Here is a 17,249-nt window from a genome sequence, read left to right on the forward strand (position 1 = left end):
TTAAAAAAAGTTTTTTCCAATTAAGTAAAATAAAATAGTTAAAATCAATGAACCAAAGATCACCATCAAACCTGTTATACGAGTAGTCTTCAGTTCATAGCCATAACCCATATCCATTATTATATGTCGGATTTCACTAAGTATCTGAAAACTAAAAGACCACGCTAACCCTATTGCAACAAATTTTCCAAGAAATGAATTAAAAAAAAAGTTTATCAAATCATATTTTGGTTCTCCTAAAATTAGCCAAGAAACCCAGACACAAACTAAAGTTATTGCTAAGATATTTATTATTCCAGTTATTCTATGAGAAATAGATACAAGTGAGGATATGTGCCATCTATAAATTTGTATATGAGGAGAAAGGGGTCTTTTACTTTCCATAAAAGTTATTTTTTATTAATGTTTCGGCAATTTCAACTGCATTTAAAGCTGCACCTCTAAGTAAATTGTCTGAGACAATCCACATATTTAAGCAATTCTTTTTAGTCTTATCTTCTCTAATTCTTGAAATGAATGTCTCATCTTTTCCAGCCGCTTCAAGTGGTGTTGAATATCCACCATCTTGTCTCTCATCAATAACTTTACAGCCTTCCATTTTCTCAAGACATTTTTTAATTTGATCAATTGTAAATTCTTTTTCTAATTCTAAATTTACTGCTTCAGAATGAGAAACTAAAACTGGTACTCTTACACAAGTTGCTGATAATTCAATATTTTGATCTAGAATTTTTTTAGTCTCATTGGTCATTTTTAATTCCTCTTTTGTGTATCCGTCATCAGCAAATACATCAATATGTGGAATTAAATTAAATGAAATTTGTTTTGTAAAATTTTTTGATTCAATTGCTTTGTTTTCTAGTGCTAACTTAGTCTGTTCTACTAATTCATCCATTGGTGCTTTCCCACCACCAGATACTGATTGATATGTAGCTACAACTACTCTTTTTATTTTAAATAAATCATGGATTGGTTTTAATGGTAAGACTAATTGTGCAGTTGAGCAATTAGGATTAGCAATAATATTTTTTTTTATATTTTTTAAGTCATCCGCATTTACTTGAGGTACAATTAAAGGAACATCAGGGTCCATTCTATAAAAACTAGAATTATCTATTACAATACTGTGACTTGCTGCTTTTGAGGCATAAGCTTCTGAAATTTTTCCACCTGCCGCAAAAAAAGTAATTTTTGCTTTTGAAAAATCAAAAGTCTCTAAATTTTCAACCTCTATGTCTTTACCTTTAAAATTAATTTTTGAACCAGCACTTCTTGCAGATGCAACTAAAAAAATTTCTGAAATAGGCAAATTTTTCCTCTCAAGTACTTCTAGTACTTTTCTTCCAACATTGCCTGTGGCTCCGACTATAGCTATATTCATGATGGGGTTGTTATACTAAATGAAAGGTAAATCGCAAACTTTTCCAGCGCAATTATGTCCATTTACAACAACTTTTACATTTTGCTCAGGATTCCAGTATCCTTTTTGCATCATAGCTATACCAATTACTTTTTTGAAGTGAGGTGAATAGCAAGCAGATCTTAATTCTCCAATTAGGTTATTGTTTTCATCTGTCAAATCTAGAGAACTTGTTACACTGATTTCATTAATATCAATTTTTATACCCATCAATTTTTTGGTAATTCCTTCTTCTTTTATTTTTATTAATTTTTCCTTACCCAAAAACTTTGCATCACTATCTAAGTTAATATACTTATCAAAACCACACTCAAACGGGTTATCATTGTTATCCATATCGTTTCCAAATGATAGAAGAGCACTTTCAATTCTCTCTATTAAATTAGGGCATCCAGGCTTAACATTAAATTCTTTACCAGCTTCAAATAAATGATCATATAACTTTTGACCAGACTCAGTATTTTGAACATAAATTTCATAGCCACCTTGCTTAGACCAACCTGATTGTGCAATTAAATGGTCAACTCCTTCAAAATTAAAATAATCAAATCCAAAAAATTTCAATTTAGTTATTTTTTCGCCAAATACTTTTTCCATTAACTTAAATGATTTTGGACCTTGAACAGCCATGATGTCTACATTTGGTTCAAAGATTTTCACATCAAATTTATTTCCAATTGCTAATCCTTTTGCAAATAAAATTACATCAGAGTCTGCAATGGATATCCACCATTTGTCCTGACTTAATCTCAGCACTACAGGATCATTAATTAATCCACCTTGGTCATCTATAATAGGACAATAATAACATCTACCATCTTTAGATTTAGATAAATCTCTACAAGTCATTAATTGAACTAATTTAGCTGAATCTTTTCCTGAAATTTCAACTTGCCTTTCTGCTGCAACATCCCAAATTTGAACATGTTCTTTTAAGTGATGATAAGAGTCTTCTACAGATCCAAAGGCTGCTGGAAGCAACATATGGTTATAGATTGTATAAGCTGTTACACCTTGTTTTTCTATTCTTGAAGTATAAGGTGTACTTCTAAGTCTTCTTGATTTTGCTATTGAATAATTTTTCATTTATTTAAAAAATCTAAAACCTTGTCCCGCATTTCAAATGCTTTTTCAATCATAATCATATGCCCACATCCTTCGATTACATGAATAGTTGAATTTTTAATCAATTGAGAGAATTTTTTTCCAGATTCTAAATTAACCATCTTATCTAAAGAACCAAAAACAAACATTGACGGAACCTCGATAGATTCAGCTGCGGTTGAACCATTTTTGTAATTATTACAAGCTATAAGATCTACAGCAAGTATTTCACTTATATCTTTTGGAGATTGAATAATTCTTTCAACTGGATTTCCACCTATAAATTTTTTTGAGCCTTCATATCCCCACTTCATCATTAACTTTACTGCATCAGAATCTCCATTTTCCGCAAGTTCAATCAAATCAGGATGAACAGGCATTTTGTTGGATCCACCTACAAAGACTATTTTTTTTAGTCTATCTTTGTATCTATGGGAATACTCAAGTATTTCTAAACATCCTTGTGAATGACCAACTAAAATTAAATTTTGAAGATCTAAGGCATCAAATACAAGTTCCAACCATTCTGCTATTTCCTCAATAGTTTTTAAACATGGCCCCTCAGAATTTCCATGTCCTGGTAAATCAATTGATAATACATTGAAATTATTATTTGAAAAAAATTGCTCACTTAATGACCAAACAATATGGGATAAGCCACTTCCATGAAGAAAAACAATGGTATCTCTGTTTTTATCTATACCTTTGCCATTGTCTGAAGCAAAAATACTTTTATTTTCGATTTCAAATATCAATTAGATTCCTAAACTTTTTTTCTCAGTTCAAACTTCTGTATTTTTCCAGTTGATGTCTTAGGTAGTTCGCAAAAAACGACCTTTTTGGGAACTTTAAATCCAGCCAAAGTTTCTTTACAAAAATCAATTAATTCTTTTTCAGTAACAGGCTTATCTTGAACCATCTCGATGAAAGCACAAGGTACTTCTCCCCATTTTTCATCTGGTTTAGCAACTACCGCTGCTATTGAAACTGAAGGATGTTTAGACAATGTATTTTCAATTTCTATTGATGAAATATTTTCTCCCCCTGAGATAATAATATCCTTCGATCTATCTTGGATTTTTACATATCCATCAGGAAACATAACTGCCAAGTCACCACTATGAAACCATCCATCTTTCATTGCTTTGTCGGTAGCTTCTTTATCTTTAAAGTAACCTTTCATTACTACGTTTCCTCTAATCATAATCTCGCCGATAGTTTTTCCATCTTTAGGAACTTCTTTCATCGTCTCTGGATCTAAAACTGTTACTCCTTCTGTATTGGGATACCTCACTCCTTGTCTTGCTTTAATCTCATTTTGTTTATCTTCATCCAAATCATTCCATCCATCATTCCACGCACATTGTGTAACATGGCCATATGTTTCTGTAAGACCGTAAACATGCATAACTTCAAATCCAAGAGATTTCATTTTTTTAAAAATAATACTTGGGGGAGGTGCTCCAGCAGTTAAGACGTAAACTTTATGCTTTAATTTTTTTCTATCACTTTCGGGAGCTCCAGTTATCATATTTAAAACTATTGGTGCTCCTCCAAAATGAGTAATGTCATATTTATCAATAAGCTCAAAAATTTTCTTAACATCAATATTTCTTAAGCAAATTGTTCTTCCATTTAACATTGGAACTGTCCATGGATAGCACCAGCCATTACAATGAAACATAGGCACAACTGTTAAAAAGTTTAAACGATTAGGCATATTCCAGGCAACAGTACTTCCCGTGGACATTAAGTACGCACCTCTATGATGGTAAACAACACCTTTGGGATTGCCAGTTGTACCTGAAGTATAACTTAAAGATATTGCCTGCCATTCATCATCAGGCATTTTCCAATCAAAATTTTCATCTCCAGTATTTAAAAAACTTTCGTATTCTAAATCTCCAATTTTTTCCAATTTCGATTGATCAGCATGTTTGTCGTTAATGTCTATAACAGTGATTTTTTTATTTAAATTTTTTAAAGCTTTTTTTACTTCTACATGTAATTGTCTATCTACAACTAATACCTTCGCATCACTGTGATTTAAAATATAATTAATTGTATTGGCATCTAATCTTATATTTATTGTGTTTAAAACTGCTCCTGTCATTGGAACTGAGTAGTGTGCCTCAAAAATTTCAGGAGTATTAAAAGCTAAAAAAGATACTGTGTCTCCTTTTTGAATACCAATTTTAGAAAGTGCACTGGCAAATTTTACTGCTCTTTTATAAACTTCATTCCAAGTGTAGCTTCTATCCTCATAAACTATAGCCTCATAATCAGGATAAACATCTTTGGCTCTTTGTAAAAATGTTAGTGGTGTTAATGGAACATAATTTGCATTATTTCTATCCAGATTAATATCGTAGTGGTTCATTACTAATTAAATTTAAATTTCATTATATTTGAGCTACCTGAAACTGCAGATTTATAATGATATTCTGCTCTTGGTAGCACTTTTTCAAAGTAGAATGTAGCTGTATTAATTTTGTCTGAATAAAACTCTTTATTTTCTTCATAATCTTTAAAACTGATTTCTAAGATTTTTATCCATGAAAAAGCAATCGAAATATAACCAAGTGTTTTTAAATAGTCATTTGCAGCTGCAGAAACATCATCTTTTTCGATTTTACTTTTATCTACAATCCAACCAGTGAACTTTGATAAAATATCAAGATAATATGTAAGATCTTTTGTAAAAGATTTTACCTTTTCATGTTTGTTTTCACATTCAGATTTTATCATTTCTAAAAATTTAGAAATTACATCACCATTTCTATTTATTAATTTTCTAAATACTAAATCAGCAGCTTGAACTGAATTAGTTCCTTCGTATATCGGTGTAATTCTGTTATCTCTGTATAACTGTTCAATACCCTGGTCTTTAGTATAACCGTACCCTCCATGAATCTGCATAGCATCACTCGTAATCTCCATAGCTAAATCAGTAAATAAAGATTTAACTACAGGTGTCATCAAAGAAACATAATCAGAAGCTTCCTGTTTAATTTTTTCATCTGGATGATGAAGACTAACTTCAGTTTGTTGAGACAACCAAAAGCATAAAGCTCTTTCTCCCTCAATTATAGATTTCATATTTAATAAAGTTCTTCTTATGTCTGCATGGTCAATAATAAAATCTGCACCATTTGAAGATTTAGAATTATTAGTTTTTCCTTGTTTTCTCTCTTTTGCATAAGCAAGTGAATTTTGGTAAGCAATTTCTGAAATACCCAATCCCTGAATACCAACTACAATTCTCTCAAGATTCATCATGGTAAACATTGCATTTAAACCTTTGTCCTTAGGACCAATCATGTATCCCGTTGCATCATCAAAGTTTAAGACACAAGTTGCCGAACCTTTAATTCCCATTTTTGTTTCAATAGATCCTGTTGAAATACCATTTCTTTGTCCAACCGATCCATCTTGATTTACTAAAAACTTGGGTACTAAAAATAAACTTATTCCTTTTGTTCCAGGAGGAGAGTCGGTAGATCTTGCTAAGACTAAATGAACAATGTTTTCTGTTAAGTCATGATCACCTGATGTGATAAAAATTTTTTGGCCAGTTATTTTATAAGTTCCATCGGATTGACTAACTGCTTTTGTTTTAAGTAAACCTAAATCAGTACCACAAACAGGTTCTGTTAAGCACATCGTGCCACTCCATTTACCTTCTACAATTTTAGGTAAATATTTATCTTTTATTTCATCAGTAGCGTGATGATTAATACAATTGTATGCTCCAATACTTAATTCACTATAAAGTTTAAAAGATAAACTAGCTGAAGACAGCATTTCGTCAAAAAAAGCACTCACTGTTTTTGGCATTCCTTGACCACCATATTTTGGATCACATGACAATGAAGTCCATCCATCCTCAATATATTTTTGATAAGCTTCTTTGTATCCTGGTGGTGTTCTGACTACACCATTTTCTAAAACTGCCGGATTTTCATCGCCTGCTTTAGCAAGTGGTAAAATTAAATTTTGATTGATTTTAGCTGCTTCTTCTAAAATATCTTTAACCAAATCTGAGCTAACTTCATCATATCTTTCAAGATCATTATAATTTTTATTATCTCTTAATTTTTCATAGAGAAACATCATATCTTTAACAGGTGCAGAATAACTTGGCATTTGAAAAGCTTAGAATACTTAGAGGTTTATTGCAATTTTGAAATTATCGCGTCGCCCATTTGCGAAGTAGATACTTCTTTCATACCCTCAGAAAGGATATCTTTCGTTCTTAGGCCATCATTTAACACAGCTTGTACTGCATTTTCTAAAGCATCAGCTTCATTATCAAGATCTAAAGAATATCTTAAAGCCATTGCAAAACTTAATACTGTTGCTATTGGATTTGCTAGCCCTTTTCCTGCAATATCAGGAGCTGAGCCATGTATGGGTTCATACATTGCTCTCATTTCGCCATCTTTATTTTTTGCACCTAAAGATGCAGAAGGTAATAATCCTAAAGATCCTGTTAACATTGAAGCTTGATCTGAAAGCATATCACCAAATAAATTATCAGTAACAATTACGTCAAATTGTTTTGGATTTCTAAGTAATTGCATTGCACAGTTATCTGCAAGCATATGACTTAGTTCAACATCTTTGTATTCTTTTTCATGAAGTTCCTGAACTTCTTCTTTCCATAGTTGTCCAGCTTCCATTACATTAGATTTCTCACAAGAGGTAACTTTGTTTGATCTTTTTCTAGCAAGATCAAAAGCAACTCTTGCAACTCTAGCAATTTCACTAGTAGTATAAGTATGAGTGTTTATTCCTTTTCTTTCACCATTTTCTATTGGTTTAATACCTCTTGGTTCACCAAAATAAATTCCACCTGTCAATTCTCTTACAATCATTATATCTAAACCAGAAACCACTTCTGGTTTAAGTGTTGATGCACCAACTAATTGTTCAAAACATATTGCAGGTCTCAAGTTTGCAAATAATTTTAATTCTTTTCTTAATTTTAATAAAGCTCTCTCAGGTTTTTTTGAAAACTCAATATTATCCCACTTGGGTCCTCCTACTGCACCAAGCATAACAACTTCACTCTCTAAAGCTTTATAAAAAACTTCATCTGTTATAGGTGTACCGTGTTTATCGTAAGAACATCCACCAGCAAGATCTTCATCTATTTCAAAGTCTAAAGATTTTTTATCATTGAACCAGTTAATTATTTTTTTAACTTCTCCAATTACTTCAGGCCCAATACCATCTCCTGGTAATAATAGAATTTTTCTTTTTTTTACTTTAATCATTAAAAACCCAAGGTTTTTTATCTTTTAATTGATTTTCAAAATTTTCAATTTTATCAGATTTTTTTAAAGAAAGAGCAATGTCATCTAATCCTTCTAGCAAACATTTTTTCTTAAATGGATCTATTTCAAATTTAATTTCATTGTTTCCATAAATAATTTTTTGATCATTTAAGTCTACAGAAATTTCTTCTTTTCTATTTGCATATTCAGAAAGTTCTTTTATTTTTTCTTCTTCAAGAATTATTGGTAAAATTCCATTTTTAAAACAATTACTATAAAAAATATCAGCATAACTTGAACTAATCACACAAGTAATTCCAAAATCTAACAATGCCCATGGAGCATGCTCTCTTGATGAACCACATCCAAAATTGTTTCCTGCAATTAAAATTTTTGAGTTATTAAATGGTTCCTGATTTAATACAAAATCATTAATTTCTTTTCCATTATCGTCATATCTCATTTCAAAAAACAAATTTTTTCCAAGTCCAGTTCTTTTTATTGTTTTTAAAAATTGCTTAGGAATAATCATGTCTGTATCGATATTTACGATCGGTAAATAAGCAGGAATACTTTTTAATGTATTAAATTTTTGCATTTAATTTTGATACTTTCTTACATCATCTAAATTACCAGAGATTGCAGCTGCAGCTGCCATCCCAGGGCTTACTAGATGCGTTCTGCCGCCTCTTCCCTGTCTTCCTTCAAAGTTTCTGTTTGAAGTAGATGCACATCTTTCCTCTGGTTTTAATTTATCTGCATTCATTGCTAAACACATAGAACAGCCTGGCTCTCTCCATTCAAATCCTGAATTTACAAATATTTTATCTAAACCTTCTTGCTCAGCTTGTTCTTTAACCAATCCTGACCCTGGAACTACAATGGCATTTACATGAGATGATATTTTTTTGTCCTTTAAGATTTTGGCAGCTTCTCTTAAATCTTCAATTCTTCCATTTGTACAGCTTCCAATAAAAACTTTATCTATCTTGATATCAGTTGCTGCCATATCAGGTGTTAGTCCCATATATTTTAATGCTCTTTCAATTGAGTTCTTTTTATCCTCATCTTTTTCATTTTGAGGATTTGGTACTTTTCCATCGATTGTAATTACATCTTGAGGTGAAGTCCCCCAAGTAATCATTGGTAAAATATCATTTGCATTAAGATTTATTTCTTTATCAAAACTTGCATCAGCATCTGTTTTTAAACTATTCCAGTATTCAAGTGCCTTTTCCAAATTTTCTCCTTTTGGAGACATGGGTTTACCTTTTAAGTATTCAAATATTTTTTCATCTGGAGCAATTAATCCAGCTCTTGCGCCACCCTCAATGGTCATATTGCAAATAGTCATTCTCTGTTCAACACTCAAAGATCTTATTAAATCTCCTGCATATTCAACTACACAACCTGTTCCACCTGCAGTACCAATCTTTCCAATGATTTGAAGTATTACATCTTTAGATGTTACTCCTAATGGAAGTGTTCCATTAACATTAATTCTAAAATTTTTTGCTTTCTTTTGAACAAGTGTTTGCGTTGCTAAAACATGTTCAACTTCAGATGTTCCAATACCAAAAGCTAATGATCCAAAAGCTCCATGAGTTGCTGTATGACTATCTCCACATACAATAACTGTTCCTGGTTGAGTAAAGCCTTGTTCTGGTCCAATAATATGAACAATTCCTTGTCGTTTATCATCCATACCAAAAAGCTGCACACCAAATTCCTTACAATTTGATTCTAATGTATCAACTTGTAATTTCGATTCCTGGTCTGATATCCCTTTAGTTCTATCTGTCGTTGGAACATTATGATCAGCAACAGCTAGAGTTAAATTAGGATGACGAACTTTTCTATTTGAATTTCTTAAACCTTCAAAAGCTTGTGGACTTGTAACTTCATGAATTAGGTGTCTATCGACAAACAATAAAGCTGTTCCATCTTCTTGCTGATCTACTAGATGATCATTCCAAATTTTATCGTAAAGAGTAGTGGACATTGAAAAAAAAATTATTTTTTTTCTGAAGTACTTTCTGTTGATTGTTCGGCAGTAGCCTCTTCTTTTGGAGCTTCTGCTGCTGGAGCTGCTTCTACTTTAGGAGCCTCTTCTTTTGGAGCTTCTGTTGGTGGTGCTACATTTTCTTCAGTAACTGTTTCTGGTTTTGCATCAACATCAATACCAATTTTTTTTCTAATTTTTTCTGCAATCCTTGCTGATTTACCCGTTCTATCTCTTAGATAGTATAATTTTGCTCTTCTTACTTTTCCTGATCTAATAACTTTAATTGAGTCAATTAGAGTTCCATAAAGTGGAAATGTTCTTTCAACACCTTCACCAAAAGAAATTTTTCTAACTGTGAAAGACGAGTTTAAATCTCTGCTTTTTTTTGCAATACAAACGCCTTCAAAATATTGAATTCTCTCTTTTTTTCCCTCTGTAATTCTAACACCTACTTTAACTACATCTCCAGGGTAGAATTCAGGTATCTTTTTTTCTGAAAGTATTTTTTTAACGTTATGTTGATTTATCTCTTCAATTGTTTTCATAGTTATATTTATCAAATTAATTCTTCTTATATTTTTCCCATAAATCTGGTCTTCGGACGCGTGTTATAGCCTCAGATTGAGATAAACGCCAGTGTTTAATTTTGCTGTGATCTCCTGACAAAAGTACTTCTGGAACAGCTTTTTCCTCCCAAATTTGAGGTTTTGTGAACTGAGGATACTCTAATAATCCATTTTCAAAACTTTCGTTTACCGTAGAATTCTCATTTCCCAGAACACCAGGTAAAAGTCTCAAAATACTATCAATCACCACAAATGCTGCTGACTCTCCTCCTGATAAGATAAAGTCTCCAATACTAACTTCTTCTATATTTCTTGTGCTTAACACTCTTTCATCAACTCCTTCGAAATGTCCACAAATTATCGAAACCGATTTTTCCTTCGATAATTCTTTGGCATAATTTTGATCAAATTTTTTTCCTCTAGGAGATAAATATAATATTTTTTCTCCTTCATTTTTATTTTGATCTAATGATTTAGCTAATACATCTGCCTTCATCAACATACCAGAACCACCTCCATATGGAGTATCATCTACAGTTTTATGTTTATCCTCAGCAGCATCTCTAATGTTTACCACTTTTAAATTCCAAATATTTTTAGACATTGCTTTTCCATACAGACCTTTAGACAAAGGACCAGGAAAAATATCTGGATAAAGTGTAAACACTTGAGCTTGCCACATAGATTATCTTTAGTTTATTTTTTTTCCTCAGCTGGAGCTTCTTCCTTTGGAGCCTCTGCTGCTGGGGCTGCTTCTGCTTTAGGAGCTTCTTCCTTTAGAGCCTCTGCTGCTGGGGCTGCTTCTGCTTTAGGAGCTTCTTCCTTTGGAGCCTCTGCTGCTGGGGCTGCTTCTGCTTTAGGAGCTTCTTCCTTTGGAGCCTCTGCTACTGGAGCTGCCTCTGCTGCTGGAGCTGCTTCTGCTGCTGGAGCTTTAGGAGCTTCTGCACCATCTTCTTCTTTTTTATTTCTTTCTTTTTTAGGAACAGCTTTATTTGGATTATTTCCAGCTGCTGGCATAGGGATTAAATCATTTTCACCTAAAATTCTTGCAACTCTTGTTGTTGGTTTAGCGCCTTGACCTAGCCAATATTTAATTCTTTCAGCTTCAAGACCTACTCTTTCTTTTTTATCTTTAGGAAGTAGTGGGTTAAAAAAACCAACTTTTTCTATAAATCTTCCATCTCTTGGGAAACGACTGTCAGCTACAACAACTTTGTAAACTGGTCTCTTTTTAGAGCCTCCCCTTGATAATCTAAGTTTTAACATTTGTTCTCCTTATTTTATTATTTTAGTTTATTAAATAGCTCTGGTGGTATCCCTTGATCAGACATACCTTTCAGATTTCCTTTTGACATCTTTTTCATCATTTCAGACATCATTTTAAATTGCTTAAGCAATTTATTGATAGTGGCTGGATCTGTGCCAGAGCCATTAGCAATTCTTTTTTTTCTTGAACCATCAATTACTTTTGGATTCTCTCTCTCTTTTTTTGTCATTGATAAAATGATAGCTTCGTTTTTTGTTATAATACTTTCGTCAATCCCTGCTGAATCCATTTGAGATTTAATTTTAGATACTCCTGGCATAAAAGACATGATCCCCTCAATGCCTCCCATTTTTTTCATTTGTCTTAATTGAGAAAGGTAATCTTCCATAGAAAATTGACCCTTTTTTAAATTTTCTTCAGCTTTTTTAATGTTCTCTTCGCCTAAATCTTGAGCAGCTTTTTCTACAAGAGAAACAATGTCTCCCATTCCTAAAATTCTATTTGCTATTCTATCTGGATGAAATACCTCAAAATTTTCTATTTTTTCACCTATACCCAAAAATTTTATTGGAACATTTGATACATATTTCATACTCACGGCAGCTCCACCTCTGGCATCACCGTCAGCTCTAGTTAATATTATTCCAGATAAGTTAACTGTGTTTTTGAACTCTTTTGCAACTGAAGCAGCAACTTGACCTGTAAGAGAGTCCGCTACAAGAAAAGTTTCTGCTGGATTAATAATGCTCTCAATTTGTTTGATCTCGCTCATCATTTGTAAATCAATTTGAGTTCTCCCAGCTGTATCAAACAAAATTATATCTGCTCCATTTAGATTTGCTGCACTCATGGCTCTTTGGCAAATATCAGTTGGTTGTTGACCTTCGATAATTGGAAGTGTCAAAATATTATTCTGTTCACCTAAAGATCTAAGCTGTTCTTGTGCTGCTGGCCTATAAATGTCCAAACTGACCATCATCACTTTTTTCTTTTTATTATCTTCTAAATATTTAGCTAATTTTGCAGTAGAAGTTGTTTTACCCGAACCCTGCAAACCAACCATCATCATAGGAACTGGAGGTACAGCATTTAAATTTATGTCTGCATTGCTAGAACCTAGTAAATTTACTAGCTCATCGTAGACAATTTTTACAACCATATCTCCAGGAGAAGTTGATCTTATAATTTCTTGTCCTAAAGCTTTAGGTTTTACGTTTTCAACAAATTCTTTTGCAACATCTAAAGATACATCTGCCTCAAGTAATGCTTGTCTAATACTTCTCAAACCCTCATCTACCTGAGCTTCATTCAGAGAGGGTGCTTTTTTTAAAGAAGAAAAAATTTCTTCAAATTTATTTGTTAAATTTTCAAACATATATTTTTTTGTTACGCATAGCAGTAACGCACTAGTGGGCGAACTCTCGCTGACTAGTGTCGATCTCTTTGTTTCCAAAGACACCGCAAAGTTAATGTTTTTGCGGAAACGCCAACAACCTATAATAGAGGTTCAAAAAGTCAATAAATAAGTTAAATATCTAATTATGAATATTAAAGCATTTAAAATGGACGGTTTAGGCAATGATTTTGTAATTATTGATAACAGAGAAAAAGTTACAAATCTTACCAAAGACCAAATAATTAAAATTTGTGACAGAAACTTTATAGGATGCGACCAACTTATATTAATTAATAAAGACCAAGATTACGATGCTTCAATAGAATTTTTTAACTCTGATGGTGGGGTTTCTGGTGCATGTGGAAATGGTACAAGGTGTGTGGCTGAGCTATTAGGAAAAGAAAAAAATAAAGACACGATTATATTAACAACTTTATCTGGCCATTTAAAATCTCATATTTTAGGAGAAAAATTAGTATCTACTGAAATTGGTTTGGGCAGAACTAAATGGAATGAAATTCCATTATCTCAAGAATTAGAAACTAAAAACTTAAATATTAAAATTGTTGATTCAAATAATAATGAATTTTTTGGAGGAACGGCCGTCAATGTGGGAAATCCTCATATAATTTTTTTTGTGGAAGACAACGAACAATTTAAAATAGAAAAAATTGGCCCAGAAATAGAAAACCACAAACTGTTTCCAGAAAAATGTAATGTCACAATAGCCACAATAGTAGATAAAGAGTTAATAAAGGTAAAAGTTTGGGAAAGAGGAGCTGGTTTGACAAAAGCATGTGGAACTGCAGCTTGTGCTACTGCCTTTGCTGCTAAGCAGGCAGGACTTGCTAGCGATAAAGTTAACATCGAATTTTCTACTGGAAGATTGACGATATCTATAGATGAAAACAATAGTATTCACATGAAAGGTCCTGTTTCTGATATAAAAGAAATCGATATAGAAATTTAATGGGAATTTTCGAAAAATTTAAATCAGGATTTAAAAAAAGTGCTTCAGCTTTTACATCGGGCCTAAGAGATATAGTTGTCAAAAAAGAAATTGATGACAAAACTTTAGACAGAATTGAAGATTATTTAATTCAATCAGATGTTGGGGTATCTTCTGCCTCAGAAATTAGAGAAATAATCTCAAAAACAAAAATAGATCCAAACAAAGATTTAACTGCTGAGATAAATAATATTCTTAAAGACTACATTATCTCAGTTATGAAACCTCTAGAAAATAATGAATTTTTTAAAAATAAAGAAAAACTTAATGCCATTTTAGTTTCTGGAGTTAACGGCGTTGGTAAAACAACAACTATTGGGAAAATTAGTAAAATATTAAAAGAAAATGGTAATAAAGTTATGTTGGCAGCATCAGATACATTTAGAGCTGCTGCTATAGAGCAATTAGAAAATTGGGCAAAAAAAATTAATGTTGAAATTACAAAATCTTCACAAGGATCTGATCCTGCATCTGTAGCCTATAAGGCAATAGAAACTTCTATATCAAACAATTTTAATCAAGTTTTAATTGATACTGCTGGAAGACTGCAAAATAAAAAAAACCTAATGGAAGAATATAAAAAAATAGCAAACGTTACAAAAAAAATAGATGAAAGTGCACCTCATGATGTGATTTTAGTTTTAGATGCAACTTCAGGCCAAAACGTTTTAAATCAAGTTGAAGAATTTAATAAAATTATCCCAATTACAGGCTTAGTGATGACAAAATTAGATGGAACAGCTAAGGGAGGAATACTTCTGGCTGTAGCCAAAAAGTATAAAATACCAATTATTGCACTTGGTTTAGGTGAAAAGGAAGATGATCTGCAAATTTTTGAAGCTGAAAAATTTGCTGATGCGTTTACACAAATTACTTAATTAAATTACTAGATATTAAAGGTTTATAGAAACTACATCTATAATTGTCCTTAAATTTGTAGTGTCCGCAGTCCTTTGCAATAGAGGAAATAATGAAATCAAACTTTCCATTAGTTGGATATAAATCTAATTTCTTTTCAAGAATATCGTATTTGAAATTTACTTTTAAACTTTTAACAGCACTAATCATTACCAATGTTTTGTTATCCTTTAATAGATAATAAGCAAAATCATCTGGAAAAACTGGAAAATTATATTCCTTTAAAAAATTTTTTGCTTTTCTTGGAAACCATTCATAAGAAATCAATGGTGATGATACTTCTGTTTTATAATCATATATATAGAGATCTTTAGGGTAATCATTGATGTAATTACTTACTTCCCCTTTTGCTAATATAGCCTTTTCTCTTGGTTTAAAATACAAAGCAAAATTTTCATCATGCGAGTTCATCTGATCAATAAAAAATAAATTTTCAATTGAAGACAAATTTTCTTTAGAAAAAGAAGTTCCTGAAATAAGAAAAGTCAAAAAAATATAAATGAATAATTTCTTCATGATTAGAAATTAGTTAGAATTTTTGGAATAAAATTGTTTTGATTGTGGCTTAATTTAAACTTTTTATAAATGAACTTAGTTGGAAAACCATATTATTATCAAATTCCATCATATGATCGTCATGTTTGGTAAAATAAGAGGACTTTGGATCATTTGCTAAATCAAACATCTTCTTTCCCATTGAAAAGGGTACAATTTGATCTTTTTCGCCATGCATAACTAAAACTGGAATATTAATATTTTTTATTTTTTCATCATTTTTATATTTATCTTTCAATATTAGAGAGACAGGAATGTATGGATAAAAATTCTTAGCTGCAGCAATCATTGAAGTGAAAGGTGTTTCTAAAATTAAACCAGCATATTTTTTATTTTGAGAAACCTCAGTTGCAATTCCTGTGCCAAGCGACTCTCCATAAATTATTAAATCACTGTCACTCAAACCTTTATTTTTAAGCCAGTTAATTGCACTTTTTCCATCTTCATATAAAGCATTTTCAGATGGTTTTCCTAAATTTCCACTAAATCCACGCCAAGCGATAATTAAAAAATTTACATCCATATTTTTAAAATGATTTAATTTATGAATTCTATTTTCTAGGCTTCCTGCATTTCCATGAAAATAAACAACGGTCTTAAATTTTTTCAAATCTTTTTTATGAAACCATCCTAAAAGGCTAATGTTATCTGCTGTTTGAATTTGAACTTTTTCTATTTCTACTTCTATTTTATCTCCTGAATAATTATTTTCCTGGGGATGATACATTAGGTTTCTTTGAAATATAAAAAGATAAGCTAGTAAAATAAAATATATAACTAAGATCCAAAATATAATTTGCAAAATTAATTTCCTAGGTTTTGGTATCATAATTTTTCTTTGCTAAGTAAACTCCAACAAAAACAAGTACAGTACCAATATAATGAAATGTTTCTAAATTTTCATCAAACAATATAAATCCGTAAATTGCTGCATAGATAGTAAATACATACAAAGTAAAACCAGTAAGTGAAGCTCCTAAGCTTTCTTGAGCTTTGGTATATAAAGTAAATGCTATAATTCCTGGTGAAACGGCTGCAAATATAGTCCACAATAAAAAATCAGAATTAAATATAGTTTGTTCAAAATAAATTTCTTCTGCCAAATAAAATGGAAATAAACTTACTGCTCCAAAAAAAGATATCATAGAAAATCTAGTAAAAATCGATAATTGAGATTTCCAGTAAAATAAATAAATCGAATATAAGGCCCAGCCGATCGCAGCTGCCAACATCCATAAATCTCCAATGGTGAAATTTAAATTTAAAAGTAAATTTAAATCTCCTTTAATAATAATTGCTAAAACTCCAACTAAACACGAAATCAAACCAATAATTTTTAATAAATTAATTTTCTCTTTAAAAAATATTGCAGAAATTATAATTATAAAAATAGGAGATGAGGTATAAATAATTCCCATATTTGTTACAGTTGTCGTTTTACCTGCTAAAAAAGGAAAAGCCCCACAAACTCCACATCCCATTGCTCCTAGAAAAAATAATTTTGAGTATTCGTTTTTAACAACTTTGAAATTTTTTTTTAATGATGAATATGTGAAAGGTAAAAGAAGTAAAAATACAAACGTCCACCTCCAAAAAGCCAATGAAATTGGGGGCACAAACTCAACACCACCTCTAGCAACAATTAAATTAGATGCCATAAATATTGGTTGAATAAATAAAAGAGATAAAGCTAATAAATTTTTATTTTGATTAGACAATTGTATATTAAG

At 31.4% G+C, this 17,249-nt stretch carries 18 protein-coding genes; 2 read left to right on the forward strand and 16 right to left on the reverse strand.

The genetic code is table 11. The features are described from left to right. Genes sdhC through ffh form a run of 13 tightly spaced genes read right to left on the reverse strand, consistent with a single transcriptional unit; the run spans position 1 to position 13,016 of the window. A complete protein-coding gene (sdhC, locus tag ACTTAX_RS04940; protein ID WP_440635419.1) occupies positions 1–384 on the reverse strand; it encodes a succinate dehydrogenase, cytochrome b556 subunit in 384 nt (127 codons plus the stop codon). After that, a complete protein-coding gene (locus ACTTAX_RS04945) occupies positions 374–1,381 on the reverse strand; it encodes an aspartate-semialdehyde dehydrogenase (protein ID WP_440693322.1) in 1,008 nt (335 codons plus the stop codon). The genes sdhC and ACTTAX_RS04945 overlap by 11 nt, the downstream gene beginning before the upstream one ends. Before the next feature lie 15 nt (positions 1,382–1,396). Beyond that, positions 1,397–2,506 (reverse strand): dimethylsulfoniopropionate demethylase, encoded by a 1,110-nt coding sequence (locus tag ACTTAX_RS04950; protein ID WP_440693324.1) that lies wholly within the window; start codon positions 2,504–2,506, stop codon positions 1,397–1,399. Beyond that, on the reverse strand, positions 2,503–3,279 hold the full coding sequence (locus tag ACTTAX_RS04955) for an alpha/beta fold hydrolase (protein ID WP_440693326.1): 777 nt from the start codon (positions 3,277–3,279) through the stop codon (positions 2,503–2,505). The genes ACTTAX_RS04950 and ACTTAX_RS04955 overlap by 4 nt, the downstream gene beginning before the upstream one ends. Before the next feature lie 8 nt (positions 3,280–3,287). Beyond that, entirely contained in the window at positions 3,288–4,904 is a 1,617-nt protein-coding gene (locus ACTTAX_RS04960) for an acyl-CoA synthetase (protein ID WP_262589904.1), read from the reverse strand. A 2-nt stretch (positions 4,905–4,906) separates the two neighbouring features. Continuing rightward, on the reverse strand, positions 4,907–6,670 hold the full coding sequence (locus tag ACTTAX_RS04965) for an acyl-CoA dehydrogenase family protein (RefSeq protein WP_440693328.1): 1,764 nt from the start codon (positions 6,668–6,670) through the stop codon (positions 4,907–4,909). Between the two features lie 26 nt (positions 6,671–6,696). Next, complete coding sequence (leuB, locus tag ACTTAX_RS04970) at positions 6,697–7,803, reverse strand: 3-isopropylmalate dehydrogenase (RefSeq protein WP_440693330.1); 1,107 nt, start codon at positions 7,801–7,803, stop codon at positions 6,697–6,699. Further along, entirely contained in the window at positions 7,796–8,401 is a 606-nt protein-coding gene (gene leuD, locus ACTTAX_RS04975) for a 3-isopropylmalate dehydratase small subunit (RefSeq protein ID WP_440635413.1), read from the reverse strand. The genes leuB and leuD overlap by 8 nt, the downstream gene beginning before the upstream one ends. After that, positions 8,402–9,805, reverse strand: coding sequence for a 3-isopropylmalate dehydratase large subunit (gene leuC / locus ACTTAX_RS04980; RefSeq protein ID WP_440693332.1), 1,404 nt, complete (start codon positions 9,803–9,805; stop codon positions 8,402–8,404). Between the two features lie 11 nt (positions 9,806–9,816). Then, positions 9,817–10,353 (reverse strand): 50S ribosomal protein L19, encoded by a 537-nt coding sequence (gene rplS / locus ACTTAX_RS04985; protein WP_440693334.1) that lies wholly within the window; start codon positions 10,351–10,353, stop codon positions 9,817–9,819. Positions 10,354–10,369: 16 nt separating this feature from the next. Continuing rightward, positions 10,370–11,056 (reverse strand): tRNA (guanosine(37)-N1)-methyltransferase TrmD, encoded by a 687-nt coding sequence (gene trmD / locus ACTTAX_RS04990; RefSeq protein WP_075506095.1) that lies wholly within the window; start codon positions 11,054–11,056, stop codon positions 10,370–10,372. Between the two features lie 14 nt (positions 11,057–11,070). Next, a complete protein-coding gene (rpsP, locus tag ACTTAX_RS04995; RefSeq protein WP_440693336.1) occupies positions 11,071–11,640 on the reverse strand; it encodes a 30S ribosomal protein S16 in 570 nt (189 codons plus the stop codon). A 17-nt stretch (positions 11,641–11,657) separates the two neighbouring features. Then, complete coding sequence (gene ffh, locus ACTTAX_RS05000; RefSeq protein ID WP_262589911.1) at positions 11,658–13,016, reverse strand: signal recognition particle protein; 1,359 nt, start codon at positions 13,014–13,016, stop codon at positions 11,658–11,660. Positions 13,017–13,182: 166 nt separating this feature from the next. On the opposite strand from ffh, the gene dapF reads away from it, so the two are divergent. Both dapF and ftsY read left to right on the forward strand, forming a co-directional pair. Continuing rightward, complete coding sequence (gene dapF / locus ACTTAX_RS05005) at positions 13,183–14,007, forward strand: diaminopimelate epimerase (protein WP_440693338.1); 825 nt, start codon at positions 13,183–13,185, stop codon at positions 14,005–14,007. After that, positions 14,007–14,924 (forward strand): signal recognition particle-docking protein FtsY, encoded by a 918-nt coding sequence (gene ftsY / locus ACTTAX_RS05010; RefSeq protein WP_440693340.1) that lies wholly within the window; start codon positions 14,007–14,009, stop codon positions 14,922–14,924. Before dapF ends, ftsY begins: the two co-directional genes overlap by 1 nt. Here ftsY and ACTTAX_RS05015 read toward each other — a convergent pair. Genes ACTTAX_RS05015 through ACTTAX_RS05025 form a run of 3 tightly spaced genes read right to left on the reverse strand, consistent with a single transcriptional unit; the run spans position 14,917 to position 17,237 of the window. Continuing rightward, positions 14,917–15,480 (reverse strand): hypothetical protein, encoded by a 564-nt coding sequence (locus ACTTAX_RS05015; protein ID WP_440672542.1) that lies wholly within the window; start codon positions 15,478–15,480, stop codon positions 14,917–14,919. The genes ftsY and ACTTAX_RS05015 overlap by 8 nt on opposite strands. Positions 15,481–15,529: 49 nt before the next feature. Beyond that, on the reverse strand, positions 15,530–16,348 hold the full coding sequence (locus ACTTAX_RS05020; protein ID WP_440693342.1) for an alpha/beta hydrolase: 819 nt from the start codon (positions 16,346–16,348) through the stop codon (positions 15,530–15,532). Further along, positions 16,332–17,237 carry a DMT family transporter gene (locus tag ACTTAX_RS05025; RefSeq protein ID WP_440693344.1) on the reverse strand — a complete coding sequence of 302 codons (906 nt, stop codon included), beginning with the start codon at positions 17,235–17,237 and terminating at the stop codon, positions 16,332–16,334. Before ACTTAX_RS05025 ends, ACTTAX_RS05020 begins: the two co-directional genes overlap by 17 nt. Between the last annotated feature and the right edge of the window lie 12 nt (positions 17,238–17,249).

The organism is Candidatus Pelagibacter sp. HIMB1695, from assembly GCF_052047655.1.
Taxonomy (GTDB): domain Bacteria; phylum Pseudomonadota; class Alphaproteobacteria; order Pelagibacterales; family Pelagibacteraceae; genus Pelagibacter.

Coding starts and splice junctions, on each gene's coding strand:
- sdhC (WP_440635419.1), bottom strand. CDS start 384: ATGGAAAGTAAAAGACCCCTTTCTCCTCATATACAAATTTATAGATGG.
- ACTTAX_RS04945 (WP_440693322.1), bottom strand. CDS start 1,381: ATGAATATAGCTATAGTCGGAGCCACAGGCAATGTTGGAAGAAAAGTA.
- ACTTAX_RS04950 (WP_440693324.1), bottom strand. CDS start 2,506: ATGAAAAATTATTCAATAGCAAAATCAAGAAGACTTAGAAGTACACCT.
- ACTTAX_RS04960 (WP_262589904.1), bottom strand. CDS start 4,904: ATGAACCACTACGATATTAATCTGGATAGAAATAATGCAAATTATGTT.
- ACTTAX_RS04965 (WP_440693328.1), bottom strand. CDS start 6,670: ATGCCAAGTTATTCTGCACCTGTTAAAGATATGATGTTTCTCTATGAA.
- leuB (WP_440693330.1), bottom strand. CDS start 7,803: ATGATTAAAGTAAAAAAAAGAAAAATTCTATTATTACCAGGAGATGGT.
- leuD (WP_440635413.1), bottom strand. CDS start 8,401: ATGCAAAAATTTAATACATTAAAAAGTATTCCTGCTTATTTACCGATC.
- leuC (WP_440693332.1), bottom strand. CDS start 9,805: ATGTCCACTACTCTTTACGATAAAATTTGGAATGATCATCTAGTAGAT.
- rplS (WP_440693334.1), bottom strand. CDS start 10,353: ATGAAAACAATTGAAGAGATAAATCAACATAACGTTAAAAAAATACTT.
- trmD (WP_075506095.1), bottom strand. CDS start 11,056: ATGTGGCAAGCTCAAGTGTTTACACTTTATCCAGATATTTTTCCTGGT.
- rpsP (WP_440693336.1), bottom strand. CDS start 11,640: ATGTTAAAACTTAGATTATCAAGGGGAGGCTCTAAAAAGAGACCAGTT.
- ffh (WP_262589911.1), bottom strand. CDS start 13,016: ATGTTTGAAAATTTAACAAATAAATTTGAAGAAATTTTTTCTTCTTTA.
- dapF (WP_440693338.1), top strand. CDS start 13,183: ATGAATATTAAAGCATTTAAAATGGACGGTTTAGGCAATGATTTTGTA.
- ftsY (WP_440693340.1), top strand. CDS start 14,007: ATGGGAATTTTCGAAAAATTTAAATCAGGATTTAAAAAAAGTGCTTCA.
- ACTTAX_RS05015 (WP_440672542.1), bottom strand. CDS start 15,480: ATGAAGAAATTATTCATTTATATTTTTTTGACTTTTCTTATTTCAGGA.
- ACTTAX_RS05020 (WP_440693342.1), bottom strand. CDS start 16,348: ATGATACCAAAACCTAGGAAATTAATTTTGCAAATTATATTTTGGATC.